General features: G+C 44.3%; 11 protein-coding genes. 10 read left to right on the plus strand and 1 reads right to left on the minus strand.

Translation table 11 applies throughout. The features are described from left to right. The coding region (locus tag HMPREF9007_RS18520) for a patatin-like phospholipase family protein (protein ID WP_008760599.1) at positions 1-1,958 on the minus strand (1,958 nt) is incomplete at its 3' end. A 272-nt stretch (positions 1,959-2,230) separates the two neighbouring features. On the opposite strand from HMPREF9007_RS18520, the gene HMPREF9007_RS18515 reads away from it, so the two are divergent. The 10 genes from HMPREF9007_RS18515 (at position 2,231) to HMPREF9007_RS18470 (ending at position 16,934) form a co-directional block, all read left to right on the plus strand. Then, complete coding sequence (locus HMPREF9007_RS18515) at positions 2,231-3,466, plus strand: efflux RND transporter periplasmic adaptor subunit (protein ID WP_008760600.1); 1,236 nt, start codon at positions 2,231-2,233, stop codon at positions 3,464-3,466. Between the two features lie 3 nt (positions 3,467-3,469). Further along, entirely contained in the window at positions 3,470-6,574 is a 3,105-nt protein-coding gene (locus HMPREF9007_RS18510) for a multidrug efflux RND transporter permease subunit (RefSeq protein ID WP_008760601.1), read from the plus strand. Continuing rightward, positions 6,574-7,947, plus strand: a complete 1,374-nt coding sequence (locus HMPREF9007_RS18505) for an efflux transporter outer membrane subunit (protein ID WP_008760602.1) — start codon at positions 6,574-6,576, stop codon at positions 7,945-7,947. The genes HMPREF9007_RS18510 and HMPREF9007_RS18505 overlap by 1 nt, the downstream gene beginning before the upstream one ends. 128 nt (positions 7,948-8,075) lie before the next feature. After that, the gene (locus tag HMPREF9007_RS18500) at positions 8,076-9,722 is read left to right on the plus strand and encodes a diphosphate--fructose-6-phosphate 1-phosphotransferase (RefSeq protein WP_008760603.1); all 1,647 of its coding nucleotides are present in this window, start codon (positions 8,076-8,078) and stop codon (positions 9,720-9,722) included. Between the two features lie 157 nt (positions 9,723-9,879). Continuing rightward, complete coding sequence (locus tag HMPREF9007_RS18495) at positions 9,880-10,773, plus strand: glycoside hydrolase family 25 protein (RefSeq protein ID WP_008766156.1); 894 nt, start codon at positions 9,880-9,882, stop codon at positions 10,771-10,773. Between the two features lie 74 nt (positions 10,774-10,847). Next, positions 10,848-12,191: a dihydrolipoyl dehydrogenase gene (gene lpdA / locus HMPREF9007_RS18490; RefSeq protein WP_008760605.1), complete on the plus strand. Its 1,344-nt coding sequence runs from the start codon at positions 10,848-10,850 to the stop codon at positions 12,189-12,191. After that, on the plus strand, positions 12,175-12,894 hold the full coding sequence (locus HMPREF9007_RS18485) for a lipoate--protein ligase family protein (protein WP_032850240.1): 720 nt from the start codon (positions 12,175-12,177) through the stop codon (positions 12,892-12,894). The genes lpdA and HMPREF9007_RS18485 overlap by 17 nt, the downstream gene beginning before the upstream one ends. A 106-nt stretch (positions 12,895-13,000) precedes the next feature. Continuing rightward, positions 13,001-14,320 carry a dihydrolipoamide acetyltransferase family protein gene (locus tag HMPREF9007_RS18480; RefSeq protein WP_032850166.1) on the plus strand — a complete coding sequence of 440 codons (1,320 nt, stop codon included), beginning with the start codon at positions 13,001-13,003 and terminating at the stop codon, positions 14,318-14,320. Positions 14,321-14,357: 37 nt separating this feature from the next. Continuing rightward, a complete protein-coding gene (locus tag HMPREF9007_RS18475) occupies positions 14,358-16,394 on the plus strand; it encodes an alpha-ketoacid dehydrogenase subunit alpha/beta (protein WP_008760608.1) in 2,037 nt (678 codons plus the stop codon). 24 nt (positions 16,395-16,418) lie between these two features. Next, positions 16,419-16,934, plus strand: coding sequence for a flavodoxin (locus tag HMPREF9007_RS18470; protein ID WP_008760609.1), 516 nt, complete (start codon positions 16,419-16,421; stop codon positions 16,932-16,934). Positions 16,935-17,027 lie beyond the last annotated feature (93 nt).

Below are 17,027 nucleotides of genomic sequence, written 5' to 3' on the forward strand. Positions count from 1 at the left end.
ATATTGGTCACACCGGCAAACGGCAGTTGCTGTGGAATGTAGAGTCCGTATACTTCGCCGCCAATGGCATTTTGCAAGGGATAGGCGATGTCTTTTCCAATCAGAACACGACCATAGATGGATGGAATGATAGAAAAACGTCGGGTTACGGGAACTACGCTGGCCCATGAACCGCTCAGTGCGGAGAACGGGGCGTGATCATTATACTGAGCCATATTATCGGTGTAGAGTGAATAGGCAGCTTTGAATTCAGTTCCTTTGGAAGGGAAATATCCCTTGTCGAATGTACTATAGTGTACCTGAGCGAAATAACTCAGGAAATGTTCGGATTCTACATCCAGTCCAATGAGTTCCGGTTTCTTGAAAAGAAAATCTTTGTATTTATAATATTCGAAACGAAGTCCGAGTCCGAAGCGGAGGTTTTTGTACCAGACATCCGAAAAGCCAAATTCAGCTAAATGATACTTGTAAGTAGTGTTATAGGCACGTTCACCTTCATCATAGATGTTGATGTCATTATATTGAAACATATATGAGAAATTGAAATTGCGTTGCTGCATCGGTTCGAGAGTGTAATCGATGCGTGCGGCATATCGCTTTCCTAATCGGCCGGTCAGGGATAATCGGGAAGGAACATGAGTTTTGAGATCCGCTGTGGCATTAATCAGCAGGGATGCTATTTCTTCCGAGTCGAAACGGATGCCCAGATTGATTCTTTTCTCATATTTTTCTTCTAACAGGAAATTAAGGTGGTACCCTTCGGGAGTGTCGGTAAGTGTGTAGCTGGCGCTTGAGTAAGAATGACTGCCACGCAACTGATACACAGCTTGTTCTATCTGCTGAGTGGTAATGTTACTGTTCTCTTTGAGATTACACTTCTTCATCAGCCATTTTTTGTCATCAGCCTCTACGCCGGAGAAAGATATATCTGTGACGTATACTGTCCGTGAATTGGAAAGAGAAGAGTACGGTCCATGTTGTTTGGGGACATAATTGTCCGGTATACCGATTTCTTTTTTTAAGGCAATCAGGGAATTCCACTGTGCACGTGCGGCTTCTTCGCCCCGACGCATCAGAGAATCGATGGCTGCCGGAGTGAAGCTGGCGGAAGAAAATCCGTCTACATTTACCTTGATATAGGTATCAGTGAGTTCTACATTCTTTTCATGATTGGTTTGGCAAGTGAGATCAACAATCTGCCCCAATATGTCCGGAGCGCTGTTGAGTTTGTCGGCACTTTTCAGCGCATTCTGAACATCGACTCCGATAATAATATCGGCTCCCATTGCTTTGGCCACATCTGCCGGATAATTATTGACAATTCCACCGTCTACCAATACCATACTGTCTTTGCGTACCGGTGTAAATACACCAGGGATGGCCATACTGGCACGCATGGCAGTAGAGAGTACGCCATCATGGAATATGATCTGGTCTCCATTGACTACATTGGCTGATACACAAGCGAAGGGGATCGGTAACTTATTAAAATTGATCGAGTCATGGTAGCCCATTGTCAGATCAGAGAACAGATTGGCAAGATTCTGTCCTTTGATAATTCCTCCGGACATGGCAGCTTTCGGGTTCTTTGTAAAAGGAAGCGAAACAATGTATTTTGCAGAGCGTTCGCGTTCGGTGAGCGACATGGCACTGCGTTTGATACGATCGCTCAAAAGGAAAGTCCAGTCTTGCTTGCGTACCATACTGTCCAGTTGTTCCGGAGTATAACCGATGGCGTAAAGTCCACCGACTATAGATCCCATACTAGTGCCTACTATATAATCGATCGGAATGCCTGCTTCCTCGATGACTTTCAGTGCTTTGATATGTGCCACTCCTTTGGCACCGCCGCCACTGAGGACGACGCCGACCTTCTTCCGTTGTTCCTGAGAATAAACAGAAAAAGGTAATATCAGGCACATTGCAAAAACTAATGTTGAAAAGATTTGTTTTTTCATTAGGACATGTTATTGTGTTGATGTACAATATAACTACAAATGTAGGGGATAAATTGTTTAGTTGATGAAACAAGAACTATAAAAAATGTTCTAAAAGTCGGAAATGTGGATAAATTCTACACTTTAAGGATGTTTTCCACACTTCTGTCTTCAAGAGGAAAAACGTAATACGTTGATAATAAATAGATAAGATAAAACAGGATATTTTGGTATGTGTATTGCATAATAGAGTGTAGAACAAACATAAGTTAAATTAAATAATAAGATTCGATATGAGATTATTCTTTTCGAAACATGAGTTGAAACTGAGGAGAAAGAGAACCATTGCTGCTGTAGTATGTATGGTAATTGTGTTGGGAGTGTATTGGATACTGACACGACCTCAGAAGGCTGCACCGGAAATGCCGACAGTGATTGTTGAACCGGTTATAAAAGACGATGTAGAAATATTCGGAGAATATGTGGGGCGTATCCGTGCCCAGCAATTTGTCGAAGTACGTGCCAGGGTAGAAGGCTATTTGGAAAACATGCTTTTTGCCGAAGGCACTTATGTAAATAAGAATCAGGTCTTGTTTGTGATCAATCAGGACCAATATCGTGCGAAAGCCGACAAAGCGCGGGCTCAGTTGAAAAAGGACGAAGCACAGGCATTGAAAGCTGAACGTGACTTGAAACGTATCCGTCCGTTGTACGAACAAAATGCCGCTAGCCAGCTGGATCTGGATAATGCGGAAGCAGCTTATGAAAGCGCTGTTGCGACAGTAGCGATGAGTGAGGCGGACTTGGCGCAGGCTGAACTCGAGTTAGGCTATACTATCGTTCGTTCACCTCTTGCCGGACATATCAGTGAAAGAAATGTAGATTTGGGAACGCTTGTTGGTCCGGGAGGAAAGTCTCTGCTGGCTACAGTAGTAAAAAGCGATACCGTATTGGTCGATTTCAGTATGACGGCACTCGATTATCTGAAAAGTAAAGAACGTAATATTAACCTCGGTCAGCAGGACTCTACCCGTTCCTGGCAACCGAACATTACTATTACTTTGGCGGATAATACCGTATACCCCTATAAAGGATATGTTGATTTTGCGGAGCCGCAGGTCGATCCTCAGACAGGTACTTTCTCCGTACGTGCAGAGATGCCTAACCCAAAACAGGTATTGCTTCCGGGACAGTTTACCAAAGTAAAACTACTTTTGGACGTACGTGAAGGAGCCATCGTGGTTCCGATGAAAGCTGTTACCATTGAAAAAGGCGGAGCTTATATTTATACAATGCGTAAAGATGATACAGTAGAGAAACGTTTTATCGAGTTAGGACCCGAAGTGGGGAATAACGTCGTAGTGGAAAGAGGACTCGCTGTAGGAGAGACAATTGTTGTAGAAGGTTTCCATAAGTTGACCCCGGGTATGAAAGTACGGATCAGCCAGCCGGAAACGGAGGTGAAGGATACCACTATGGTGGCAGGTGATTCTACAACAGGAATGAAGGATAACGCAAAAGGAGAATAATCAATGAAAGTTAGTTTTTTTATAGACAGGCCGGTATTTTCGGCTGTCATTTCCATCGTGATTGTGATTGTCGGAGTCATCGGGCTGACCATGCTTCCGGTGGATCAATATCCGCAGATCACGCCTCCGGTGGTAAAGATCAGTGCGTCTTATCCGGGTGCGAGTGCGCTTACCGTGTCGCAGGCGGTGGCTACTCCGATTGAACAGGAAATCAATGGTACGCCCGGTATGCTTTATATGGAATCGAACAGTTCTAACTCTGGTGGCTTCTCGGCAACAGTTACCTTTGATGTATCTGCCGACCCGGATCTGGCTGCTGTGGAAATTCAGAACCGTGTGAAGCTGGCTGAATCCCGTCTTCCGGCGGAAGTGATTCAGAATGGTATTTCCGTAGAGAAACAGGCACCCAGTCAGTTAATGACACTCTGTCTGACTTCTACCGATCCTAAGTTTGACGAAATTTACCTGAGCAACTTTGCTACGATCAATGTGCTCGATGTGATTCGCCGTATTCCGGGGGTAGGACGTGTATCTAATATCGGTAGCCGTTACTATGCTATGCAGATATGGGCAGAGCCTGATAAGCTGGCTAACTTCGGATTGACTGTGCAGGACTTGCAGAATGCCTTGAAAGATCAGAACCGTGAATCGGCAGCCGGTGTATTAGGTCAGCAGCCGGTACAGGGACTGGATATAACGATTCCTATCACTACTCAGGGACGTCTTTCTACAGTAGGGCAATTTGAGGATATTGTGGTACGTGCCAATGCCAATGGTTCCATCATCCGGCTGAAGGATGTGGCACGTGTATCCTTGGAGGCTTCTTCATACAATACCGAGAGTGGTATCAATGGTGAGAATGCAGCGGTACTCGGTATTTACATGTTGCCGGGTGCCAATGCAATGGAAGTGGCCGAGAATGTAAAGAAGGCGATGGAAGAAATCAGCGAGAATTTTCCGGAAGGATTGAGTTATGAGATTCCGTTTGATATGACAACGTATATCTCCGAGTCTATTCATGAGGTATATAAGACCTTGTTCGAAGCATTGGTGCTGGTTGTGTTGGTAGTGTATCTGTCTTTGCAGAGCTGGCGTGCTACGTTGATTCCGGTGGTAGCGGTACCTATTTCCCTGATTGGTACTTTCGGATTCATGCTGATTTTTGGCTTCTCTATTAATATATTGACCTTACTCGGTTTGATTCTCGCCATCGGTATCGTGGTCGATGATGCGATTGTTGTGGTGGAAGGAGTGGAGCATATAATGGAAACGGAGAAGCTGAGTCCCTATGAGGCGACAAAGAAAGCGATGAACGGATTATCAAGCGCATTGATCGCTACTTCACTGGTATTGGCGGCTGTGTTTGTTCCGGTAAGTTTTCTGAGTGGAATTACCGGGCAGCTGTATCGTCAGTTTACGGTAACTATCGTGGTATCTGTACTGATTTCTACTGTGGTTGCTTTAACGCTGAGCCCTGTGATGTGTTCGCTCATTTTGAAACCGGATAGTGGCAAGAAGAAAAATATAGTATTCAGAAAGATCAATGAGTGGCTGGGTATCGGAAGCAATAAGTATGTAGCTGCCGTCACCCGTACTATCAAACATCCTCGTCGGGTTTTGAGTGCTTTTGGTATGGTATTGATTGCTATTCTGTTGATTCACCGGATTATTCCGACCAGTTTCTTGCCGGTAGAAGACCAGGGATACTTTAAGATTGAACTTGAACTGCCGGAAGGAGCTACCTTGGAGCGAACCCGTGTAGTAACGGAACGCGCGATTGCTTATCTGGAGAAGAATCCATATATAGAATATGTACAAAACGTGACCGGAAGCAGCCCGCGTGTAGGGAGTAATCAGGGGCGTGCCGAGCTGACCGTTATTCTGAAACCTTGGGAAGAGAGAAAGAGCACCAGTATTGAAAAAATTATGGATACGGTAGAAAAACATTTGAGAGAATATCCCGAATGTAAAGTCTACCTGTCTACTCCTCCGGTCATACCGGGACTGGGCAGCTCCGGTGGTTTTGAAATGCAGCTGGAAGCTCGTGGAGAGGCTACTTTCGATAATTTGGTAGATGCGGCAGATACGTTGATGTATTATGCTTCCAAACGTAAGGAGCTTACCGGTTTGTCTTCTTCCTTGCAGTCTGAGATTCCCCAGCTTTATTTTGATGTGGACAGAGACAAAGTGAAAATGCTGGGAGTACCTTTGGCAGATGTGTTTTCTACGATGAAAGCGTATACAGGTTCGGTGTATGTGAATGACTTTAATATGTTCAACCGTATATATAAGGTGTATATTCAGGCGGAGGCTCCTTATCGGGAACATAAAGACAATATCAACCTGTTCTTTGTGAAAGCTTCTAACGGAGCTATGGTACCGTTGACTTCTCTGGGTAATGCCTCTTATACAACAGGACCGGGAAGTATCAAGCGTTTCAATATGTTTACTACTGCCGTTATCCGGGGTGCTGCCGCACAGGGATACAGTTCCGGTCAGGCAATGGAGATTATGGAGCAGATCGCCCGTGACCATCTTCCGGATAATATCGGACTGGAGTGGAGCGGACTTTCTTATCAGGAGAAACAGGCAGGCGGTCAGACAGGTATGGTCATGGCATTGGTGTTCTTGTTCGTCTTCCTTTTCCTTGCCGCACAATATGAAAGTTGGACAGTGCCGATTGCTGTATTGCTATCTTTGCCTGTAGCAGCTTTGGGAGCCTATCTGGGAGTCTGGGTATGCGGACTGGAGAATGATGTCTATTTCCAGATCGGATTGGTAATGCTTGTCGGGCTTGCCGCCAAGAATGCCATTTTGATTGTTGAGTTTGCCAAAGTGCAGGTAGATAAAGGTGAAGACTTGATACAGTCGGCAATCTATGCAGCGAAATTACGTTTCCGTCCTATTCTGATGACCTCCCTTGCGTTTGTATTGGGAATGCTTCCGATGGTATTGGCGAGTGGTCCGGGTTCGGCTAGCCGACAGGCGATTGGTACGGGCGTATTCTTCGGAATGATATTCGCTATCGTATTTGGTATCATTCTCGTGCCGTTCTTCTTTGTGATGGTGTATAAAACAAAGTCGAAAATCTTAAAACATAAGAAATAATGAAACTGAATAAACTATATATTGCTATACTACTTTTTGCAGGAATACTGACTTCCTGCAAAGTAGGCAAGAGCTACGTCCGTCCTGAGCTTCATTTACCCGATAGTCTGGCTCAACATCAGGATACGGTTAGTTTTGGAGATCAGGACTGGGAAGAAATATACACGGATTCTACACTTCGGAACCTTATAGACCGTGCTTTGGAACATAATAAAGATATGTTGATAGCGGCTGCCCGCATCAAGGAAATGGCAGCTCAGAAACGTATCTCCACTGCTGCCTTGCTTCCGGATATTAAAGGTGAAGTGACTGTCGAGCGCGAGCTTGAAAATCATGGAGGAGATGCCTTCAGGAAGTCGGATACTTTTGAAGCTCAGTTTCTTGTTTCATGGGAACTCGACCTTTGGGGAAATTTACGATGGGCACGTTCAGCCAGTATTGCTGAATATTTACAGTCGATAGAGGCGCAGCGTGCACTTCGGATGACGATTGTGGCAGAAGTGGCGCAGGCTTATTATGAACTGGTGGCATTGGATACGGAACTCAATATTGTCAAGCAGACTTTAAAAGCCCGTGAAGAAGGTGTTCGTCTGGCACGTATCCGTTTTGAGGGCGGACTGACTTCGGAGACTTCTTATCGCCAGGCACAGGTTGAGTTGGCTCGTACAGCTACATTGGTTCCTGATTTGGAGCGTAAAATATCGCTGAAAGAAAATGATATTGCTTTTTTGGCCGGAGAATACCCTAACCGTATAGCTCGTTCCCGCCTGCTTCAGGAATTTAATTTTCCTGAAACTCTTCCGGTAGGAATGCCTTCCACTTTGTTAGAACGCCGTCCCGATATACGCCAGGCGGAGCAGAAGTTGATCGCTGCTAATGCCAAAGTGGGAGTAGCATATACAAATATGTTTCCCCGTCTTGCTCTGACAGGAGGTTTTGGAAGTGAGAGCACGTCCTTGTCCGAACTTTTAAAATCTCCTTATGCTGTTATGGAGGGGGCGTTGCTGACTCCTATCTTTGGCTGGGGAAAGAACCGTGCTGCGTTGAAAGGCAAAAAAGCGGCCTATGAAGCAGAAATACATAGTTATGAGAAAACGGTCCTGACGGCTTTCAAAGAGACACGTAATGCGATTGTCAACTTTAATAAGATAAAAGAGGTGTACGCACTTCGTGCCAATTTGGAACGTTCGGCTAAGAGTTATATGGATTTGGCGCAGTTGCAATATATCAATGGAGTAATCAATTATCTGGATGTTCTCGATGCCCAGCGTGGTTATTTTGACGCACAAATTGGTTTGAGTAACGCTATTCGTGATGAACTGATCACCGTAGTACAACTGTATAAAGCACTTGGCGGTGGCTGGAAGCAATAGCCTCTGTAACTATGCAGCGAAATAAAATGAGGGCTTCTCTTTCATAATTCGAGGAAAAATGCGAAATTTGCAACGCTTTTCAAGTTTGACAAGAAACTTACTAACACCTTTAAATAAAAATAAAGAAAATGACTAAAAGTGCATTGCAAATCGCAAGGGCTGCTTATCAGCCCAAACTTCCGAAAGCATTGGCAACAGGAGCCGTTAAAGCTGTAGCAGGTGCTGCTACTCAATCTGTAGCCGATCAGGAAGCTATCAAAGCATTATTCCCTAACACGTACGGAATGCCGTTGATTACATTCGAAGCGGGTGAAGCTGTTCAACTTCCTGCTATGAACGTAGGTGTAATCCTTTCCGGCGGACAAGCTCCGGGCGGACACAATGTAATCTCTGGTTTGTTCGACGGTATCAAAAAGCTGAATCCTGAAAGTAAGCTGTACGGCTTTATTCTGGGTCCTGGCGGTCTGGTAGACCACAACTATATGGAACTGACTGCTGACATCATTGACGAATACCGTAACACAGGTGGTTTCGATATCATCGGTTCGGGACGTACGAAGCTGGAAACTGAAGCTCAGTTTGAAAAGGGATTTGAGATCATCAAGGAATTGGGTATCAAAGCACTGGTTATCATCGGTGGTGATGACTCTAATACAAACGCTTGTGTGTTGGCTGAATACTATGCTGCCAAAAAGTACGGTGTACAGGTGATCGGTTGCCCGAAGACGATTGACGGTGACTTGAAGAACGATATGATTGAAACTTCTTTCGGTTTCGATACAGCTTGTAAGACTTATGCAGAAGTAATCGGTAACATCCAGCGTGATTGTAACTCAGCCCGTAAATACTGGCACTTTATCAAATTGATGGGTCGTTCGGCTTCTCACATCGCACTGGAATGTGCTTTGCAGGTACAGCCTAACGTATGTATCGTTTCTGAAGAAGTGGAAGAAAAAGATATGTCTCTGGATGATGTAGTAACATCTATCGCTAAAGTGGTAGCTGACCGTGCTGCACAGGGAAATAACTTCGGTACAGTATTGATTCCGGAAGGACTGGTGGAATTTATTCCGGCTATGAAGCGTCTGATCGCTGAGTTGAACGACTTCCTGGCTGCAAATGCAGAAGAGTTCTCTCAGATCAAGAAGTCTCATCAACGTGATTACATCATCCGTAAGCTGTCTCCGGAAAACTCTGCTATCTATGCAAGTCTGCCGGAAGGTGTAGCTCGCCAGCTGACACTGGACCGTGACCCGCACGGAAACGTTCAGGTATCACTGATCGAAACAGAAAAACTGTTGTCTGAAATGGTAGCTACCAAATTGGCTGCTTGGAAAGAAGATGGCAAATATGTTGGTAAGTTTGCTGCACAGCACCACTTCTTCGGTTACGAAGGTCGTTGCGCTGCTCCGTCAAACTTTGATGCTGACTACTGCTATTCTTTGGGATACACAGCTTCTATGCTGATTGCTGACGGTAAGACCGGTTATATGTCTTCTGTACGCAACACAACTGCTCCTGCTGCCGAATGGATTGCAGGTGGTGTGCCTATCACCATGATGATGAATATGGAACGCCGCCACGGTGAAATGAAACCGGTGATCCAGAAAGCATTAGTGAAATTGGATGGTGCTCCTTTCAAAGCATTCGCTGCACAGCGTGACCGTTGGGCTGTTGAAACGGATTATGTATATCCGGGTCCGATTCAGTACTTTGGTCCTACAGAAGTTTGCGACCAGGCAACTAAGACTTTGCAATTGGAACAAGCTAAATAAGAAAACTTCACCGGACTGTAGTAAGAAACAGTTGCAATGAAGAGCTCTTTCAGGCACGGATTACGCGGATTGACGCGGTTTTAGTTATACTATTTCTTAAAACCGTGTATTCCGTGTAATCCGTGCCTATCTATATCACTTTCATCATTCAAAGTAAATGTCGTCACGTAATAATCCGATTTCTGCTGTCCAAAAGAAAAGAACTGCTTCCACTACCCCAAAAAAGAGGACGGTTTCTTCTTCCAGACCTTCCCGTGCTCCGAAAAAGGCACCGGTGAAGCAGCATTATTCGATGCCCGGTTGGCTTCGAAATATATTGGCTGTGGCAATTGTCGGTTGTTTCTCTATGGTTTTCTATTATTTCTTTATACGTCCTTATGCTTATCGGTGGAAACCTTGTAATGGTTTAAAGGAATATGGAGTTTGTATTCCTTCCGGATATGATATTCATGGGATTGATATTTCCCATTATCAAGGAAAAATAGACTGGGGGAGACTTTTACAGAATAAACAGACGGCAACTCCTTTGCACTTCATTTTTATGAAAGCGACGGAAGGGGGAGATCATAACGATACTACCTTTCAAACTAATTTTGCTAATGCGCGTAATCATGGCTTTATTCGTGGTGCTTATCATTTCTATATTCCCGGTACGGATGCTTTGAAACAGGCGGACTTTTTTATACGTACGGTCAAACTGGATTCCGGCGACCTGCCTCCGGTTCTCGATGTGGAAGTGACCGGACGAAAAGAGAAAAAAGAATTGCAGCAAGGCATTAAGCGCTGGTTGGACCGTATAGAATCCCATTATGGGGTGAAGCCCATTCTATATACTTCTTATAAGTTCAAGACCCGTTATCTGGACGATTCTATTTTCAATGCTTATCCTTATTGGATCGCCCACTATTATGTCGATTCGGTGAAGTATCAGGGCAAATGGGATTTCTGGCAACATACTGATGTCGGAAATGTACCCGGTATTAAAGAAGATGTAGACCTCAATGTATTCAACGGTACATTAGAAGAACTCAAAAAGCTGACGATCAAGTAGGATGATTGGTCTGTCATACAACTAATCTCTTCTCTCATTTGTTATAATCGTATTATTACTAAAAAGATACGATTATGAACTTTGATATAGCTATTATTGGTGGTGGCCCTGCTGGTTACACAGCTGCCGAAAGGGCAGGGGGAAACGGACTGAGAGCCGTTCTGTTTGAGAAAAAGGCAATAGGTGGGGTATGTCTGAATGAAGGATGTATTCCTACTAAAACGTTGTTATATTCTGCTAAAATTCTGGATAGCATCAAGAGTGCTTCCAAATATGGCATTTCTGCCGAATCTCCTTCGTTTGATTTAACTAAAATAATGAGCCGTAAAGAGAAAACGGTGAAAATGCTGACTGGTGGGGTAAAGATGACCGTGAACTCTTACGGAGTGACGATCGTGGAAAAAGAAGCCTTTATAGAAGGAGAAGAAAACGGGCTGATTCGTATCATCTGTGACGGAGAAAGATATGAAGTGAAATATCTGCTGGTATGTACCGGTTCCGACACGGTTATTCCTCCGATACCGGGACTGTCGGAAGTTAGTTACTGGACGTCAAAAGAGGCTTTGGAGATCAAAGAGCTTCCTGAAACGTTGGTTGTTATAGGTGGTGGAGTCATAGGAATGGAGTTTGCTTCTTTCTTCAACAGTATGGGAGTGAAAGTGCATGTTGTCGAGATGATGCCGGAGATACTGGGAGTCATGGATAAGGAAACCAGCAGTATGCTTCGTACAGAATATGCAAAACGTGGAGTCACTTTCTACTTGAATACAAAAGTAATAGAAGTGAAACCTGACGGAGTCGTCATAGAGAAAGATGGGAAGGCTTCTACTATCAAAACGGAAAAGCTCTTGCTCAGTGTGGGGCGTAAAGCAAATATTACCAATGTCGGATTGGATAAGCTGAATATAGAACTTCATCGGAATGGGGTTAAAGTAGACGAATATCTTCAGACTTCTCATCCCGGAGTATATGCGTGCGGTGATATTACAGGCTATTCTTTATTGGCGCATACGGCAATTCGGGAGGCGGAAGTGGCAATCAATCATATTTTAGGGGTGGAAGACCGGATGAATTATAACAGTGTGCCGGGAGTTGTCTACACCAATCCGGAAGTGGCCGGCGTAGGTAAGACAGAAGAAGAGCTGATCAAACAGGGCATGCCTTATCGTGTTACGAAGTTACCGATGGCTTATTCCGGACGTTTTGTTGCGGAAAACGAACAGGTAAATGGAATATGTAAGCTGATACTTGATGAAGCTGATCATATTATCGGTTGTCATATGCTTGGAAATCCAGCGTCGGAATTGATTGTGATTGCCGGAATAGCCATTCAGAAGGGCTATACGGTTGAGGAATTTCAGAAGAATGTATTTCCCCATCCTACGGTTGGAGAGATTTATCATGAGGTGCTTTCATAACACTTTTACAGATATTTATTTTCATCTGGCGGCAGAAGAGTATTTGCTGAAGCAGGAAACAGATTCTGTTTTCATGCTTTGGCAGGACACTCCTTCTGTAGTGATGGGAAAACACCAATCTGTACAGTTGGAAGTGAACCGGGAATGGGCGGAAGAACAACAGATTCAAATAGCCCGTCGGTTTTCGGGTGGGGGAGCTGTATATCATGATTTGGGTAATGTCAATTTAACTTTTATCGAAACAGTGTCCCGCTTGCCTGATTTCAGTCTTTATCTTCATCGGATACTGGATTTCTTAAAACAGATAGGATTGCCGGCAAAAGGAGATGAACGGCTGGGTATCTATCTTGATGGTCTGAAAATATCGGGGAGTGCCCAGTGCGTACACAAGAACAGGGTGCTTTATCATTGTACTTTGTTGTATGATACGAATCTTACCGCTTTAAACAAGGTACTGAATCCGGAGAGGAACATTGAGACGGGTGTGGCATCATCTGTGTATGCTGTTCCGTCTGTCCGTAGTGAAGTCACAAATATCAGTCGTTACTTACCTATGGAAACGGTTGATCATTTCAAAGCGATACTTTTCGAATATTTTAGTCAGAAGGGATGTGCTGATACTTTCAGTGAGAAAGAATTGGAAGCAATCCATAGACTTCGGACTGAGAAATATATTTGCGAAGAATGGATATTCAGTCGTTGAGTCCGGTTAAAAATACTTTAACCTAAAACTTTCTTTTTCAGCGGGTTGTTTTAATAGTTCAAGGTTGAATAATAAATTTACTGTCTATGTCAAGATTCGAAATAAAATGCCTAAGTTGGGCGAGAGTATAACCGAAGGGACGATTGTCTCTTGGTCTGTGAAAGTGGGGGATATCATTCAGGAAGACGATGTTCTCTTCGAGGTAAATACGGCGAAAGTCAGTGCGGAAATACCTTCACCGGTAGCCGGTAAGGTCGTGGAAATCCTGTTTAAGGAAGGAGATACAGTCGCTGTGGGTACAGTGGTTGCTGTTGTAGATATGGGAGGTGAAGAGGCATCCGATGAAGAGATTGTAAGTGGAAAAGAAACTCCAGAAAGTAAGGAGAATACTTCTTCTGATGCAGGAAAAGTATCTTCCCAGGTAGCAAAGGCTGAAGAACGCTGGTATTCTCCTGTGGTGATTCAATTGGCACGAAGTGCGAATATTCCGAAAGAAGAACTTGATTCGATACAAGGCACAGGATACGAAGGCCGGTTGAGCAAGAAAGATATAAAGGATTATATTGAGAAGAAGAAAAGGGGAATTTCCGAAGTCTCGAAGGCGGCGATACCTACCGGTGATGCACCTACGGCTTCTACGACATCTTCTCCTGCATCGGTTTCCGTGCAAACTCATGTTGCTGCACCGTCTGCTCCATCTAAACAAACACCTGCGGCTGCCAATACTCCGGGAGTAGAAGTGAAAGAAATGGATCGTGTCCGCCGGATTATTGCGGATCATATGGTGATGTCCAAGAAGGTTTCACCACACGTAACCAATGTAGTAGAGGTAGACGTAACCAGACTGGTACGATGGCGTGAAAAGAATAAAGACGCTTTCTTCCGTCGTGAGGGAGTGAAACTGACCTATATGCCTGTCATAACAGAAGCTGTTGCAAAAGCATTGGCAGCATATCCTCAGGTCAATGTATCTGTTGACGGATATAATATTCTTTTCAAGAAACATATCAATATCGGTATTGCTGTTTCTTTGAATGATGGCAATCTGATAGTTCCTGTGGTACATGATGCCGATCATCTGAACTTGAACGGATTGGCTGTAGCTATAGACTCGCTGGCGTTGAAGGCTCGTGATAACAAATTGATGCCGGATGATATTGACGGAGGTACGTTTACCATTACTAATTTCGGTACATTCAAGAGTTTGTTCGGTACGCCGGTAATCAATCAGCCCCAGGTTGCCATTTTGGGAGTGGGATATATTGAGAAGAAGCCTGCCGTAATAGAGACACCGGAAGGTGATATGATTGCTATCCGTCATAAGATGTATCTGTCCCTGTCTTATGACCATCGTGTAGTTGACGGTATGCTGGGAGGCAACTTCCTGCACTTCATTGCCGATTACCTGGAAAACTGGAAGGGCTGATAACAGATTGTTTCATTCATTAAGAACTTCATTAACTATGAAAAAGAAATATGATATTAAGACTACAGATGTTGAAACACTGAAAAAGTGGTACCATCTGATGACATTAGGGCGTGCTTTGGACGAGAAGGCGCCGTCTTACCAGCTGCAATCCTTGGGTTGGTCATACCATGCTCCTTATGCGGGGCATGATGGTATCCAACTGGCTGTCGGTCAGGTTTTCACATTGGGAGAAGATTTCCTGTTCCCTTATTACAGAGATATGCTGACCGTGCTTTCTGCAGGAATGACTGCGGAAGAGATTATATTGAACGGCATTTCGAAAGCAACTGATCCCGGTAGCGGCGGACGTCATATGTCGAATCACTTCGCTAAACCGGAATGGCATATTGAAAATATATCTTCCGCTACCGGAACGCATGACCTTCATGCGGCAGGTGTAGCAAGAGCAATGGTATATTATGGGCATAAAGGAGTAGCAATCACTTCGCACGGAGAATCTGCTACTTCCGAAGGCTTTGTTTACGAGGCTATCAATGGAGCTAGTCTGGAACGTCTTCCGGTGATTTTCGTTATACAGGATAACGGATATGGCATCTCTGTTCCTAAATCCGAGCAGACTGCCAATCGTAAAGTAGCTGAGAACTTCTCCGGTTTCAAGAATCTGAAGATTATCTACTGCAATGGAAAAGATGTGTTCGATTCTATGAATGCCATGACTGAGGCACGCGAATATGCGATCAGTACCCGTAATCCTGTGATTGTACAGGCTAACTGCGTTCGTATCGGTTCTCATTCCAACTCGGATAAACATACACTTTATCGGGACGAAAACGAACTGGAATATGTGAAAGAAGCTGATCCGTTAATGAAGTTCCGGCGGATGTTATTGCGCTATAAGCGCTTGACGGAAGAGGAACTGCTGCAAATTGAAGCTGAATCAAAGAAGGAACTATCTGCTGCCAACCGCAAGGCGCTGGCTGCCCCTGAACCTGATCCTAAAAGCATTTACGATTTTGTGATGCCCGAACCTTATCAGCCGCAAAAATACAAAGAAGGTACTCATCAGGAAGAAGGAGAGAAGACTTTCCTGGTCAATGCAATTAATGAAACATTGAAAGCGGAATTCCGCCATAATCCGGATACCTTTATCTGGGGACAAGATGTGGCTAACAGAGAAAAAGGCGGGGGCTTTAATGTGACCAAAGGCATGCAGCAGGAATTTGGCGAGGCGCGTGTATTCAGCGCACCGATTGCCGAGGATTATATTGTAGGTACAGCCAATGGTATGAGCCGCTTTGACCCTAAAATCCATGTAGTGATAGAAGGAGCTGAGTTTGCAGACTACTTCTGGCCTGCCGTAGAACAGTATGTGGAGTGTACTCATGAATATTGGCGCAGTAACGGTAAGTTTGCTCCGAATATCACTTTACGGCTTGCTTCCGGAGGATATATCGGTGGTGGATTATATCATTCCCAAAATATAGAGGGTGCTCTGACAACGTTGCCGGGTGCACGTATTGTCTGTCCTTCTTTTGCAGATGATGCAGCCGGATTGTTACGAACCAGTATGCGTTCAAAGGGATTTACCTTGTTTTTGGAACCGAAAGCTCTATATAATTCGGTGGAAGCAGCAGCTGTTGTTCCGGAAGATTTTGAGGTTCCTTTCGGAAAGGCACGTATTCGTCGTGAAGGAACGGATTTGAGCATTATTACTTATGGTAATACTACCCATTTCTGCCTGCACGTAGCAGAGCAACTGGAAAAAGAAAGTGGCTGGAAAGTCGAAGTGATCGATATTCGTTCATTGATACCATTAGATAAGGAGGCGATTTTCGAATCGGTGAAAAAGACCAGTAAAGCATTGGTTGTTCACGAAGACAAGGTGTTCTCCGGTTTCGGTGCGGAACTTGCTGCTATGATCGGAACGGATATGTTCCGTTATCTGGATGGTCCGGTGCAGCGTGTCGGTTCTACATTTACTCCTGTCGGTTTCAATCCGATTCTGGAAAAAGAGATATTGCCGGATGAGGCGAAGATCTATGAGGCAGCTAAAAAACTATTGGAATATTAATGGAATAAAATGGAGGTATAGTTTATGAAAAAGATAGGTTTGTTTTATGCCACCAAAGCTGATAAGACTACTTGGGTGGCAGAGAAAATTCAGAAAGAATTTGGAAAAGATAGGATAGAAGTGGTGCCTATTGAGCAGGCATGGCAAAATGATTTTGCAGCTTACGATTGTTTTATAGTAGGTGCTTCGACCTGGTTTGACGGAGAACTTCCTACCTATTGGGATGAGTTATTGCCGGAACTTCGTACATTGGACTTGAAAGGGAAAAAAGTAGCTGTCTTCGGGTTAGGAGATCAGATACGTTATCCCGAAAACTTTGCTGACGGAATCGGACTGCTTGCCGAGGTATTTGAAGGAGACGGGGCCACACTGGTCGGTTTTACTTCTTCCGAAGGATACACTTTCGAACGTTCCAGAGCGTTGCGTGGTGATCGGTGGTGCGGTTTGGTCGTCGATTTGGATAATCAATCCGAGCAAGCGGAAAAGAGAATCAGGGAATGGTGCGAACAGGTAAAGAATGAGTTTGATTCAAAACCTTAATACTTTATATCTGTTTCCCGGTAACATAACAGAAGGAATATTATATCATACCATTCTTTTCATTAAAGGATGGTATGTACCAGATGCTCATCT

It is taken from the genome of Bacteroides sp. 1_1_14 (assembly GCF_000162515.1).
Lineage (GTDB): Bacteria > Bacteroidota > Bacteroidia > Bacteroidales > Bacteroidaceae > Bacteroides > Bacteroides thetaiotaomicron.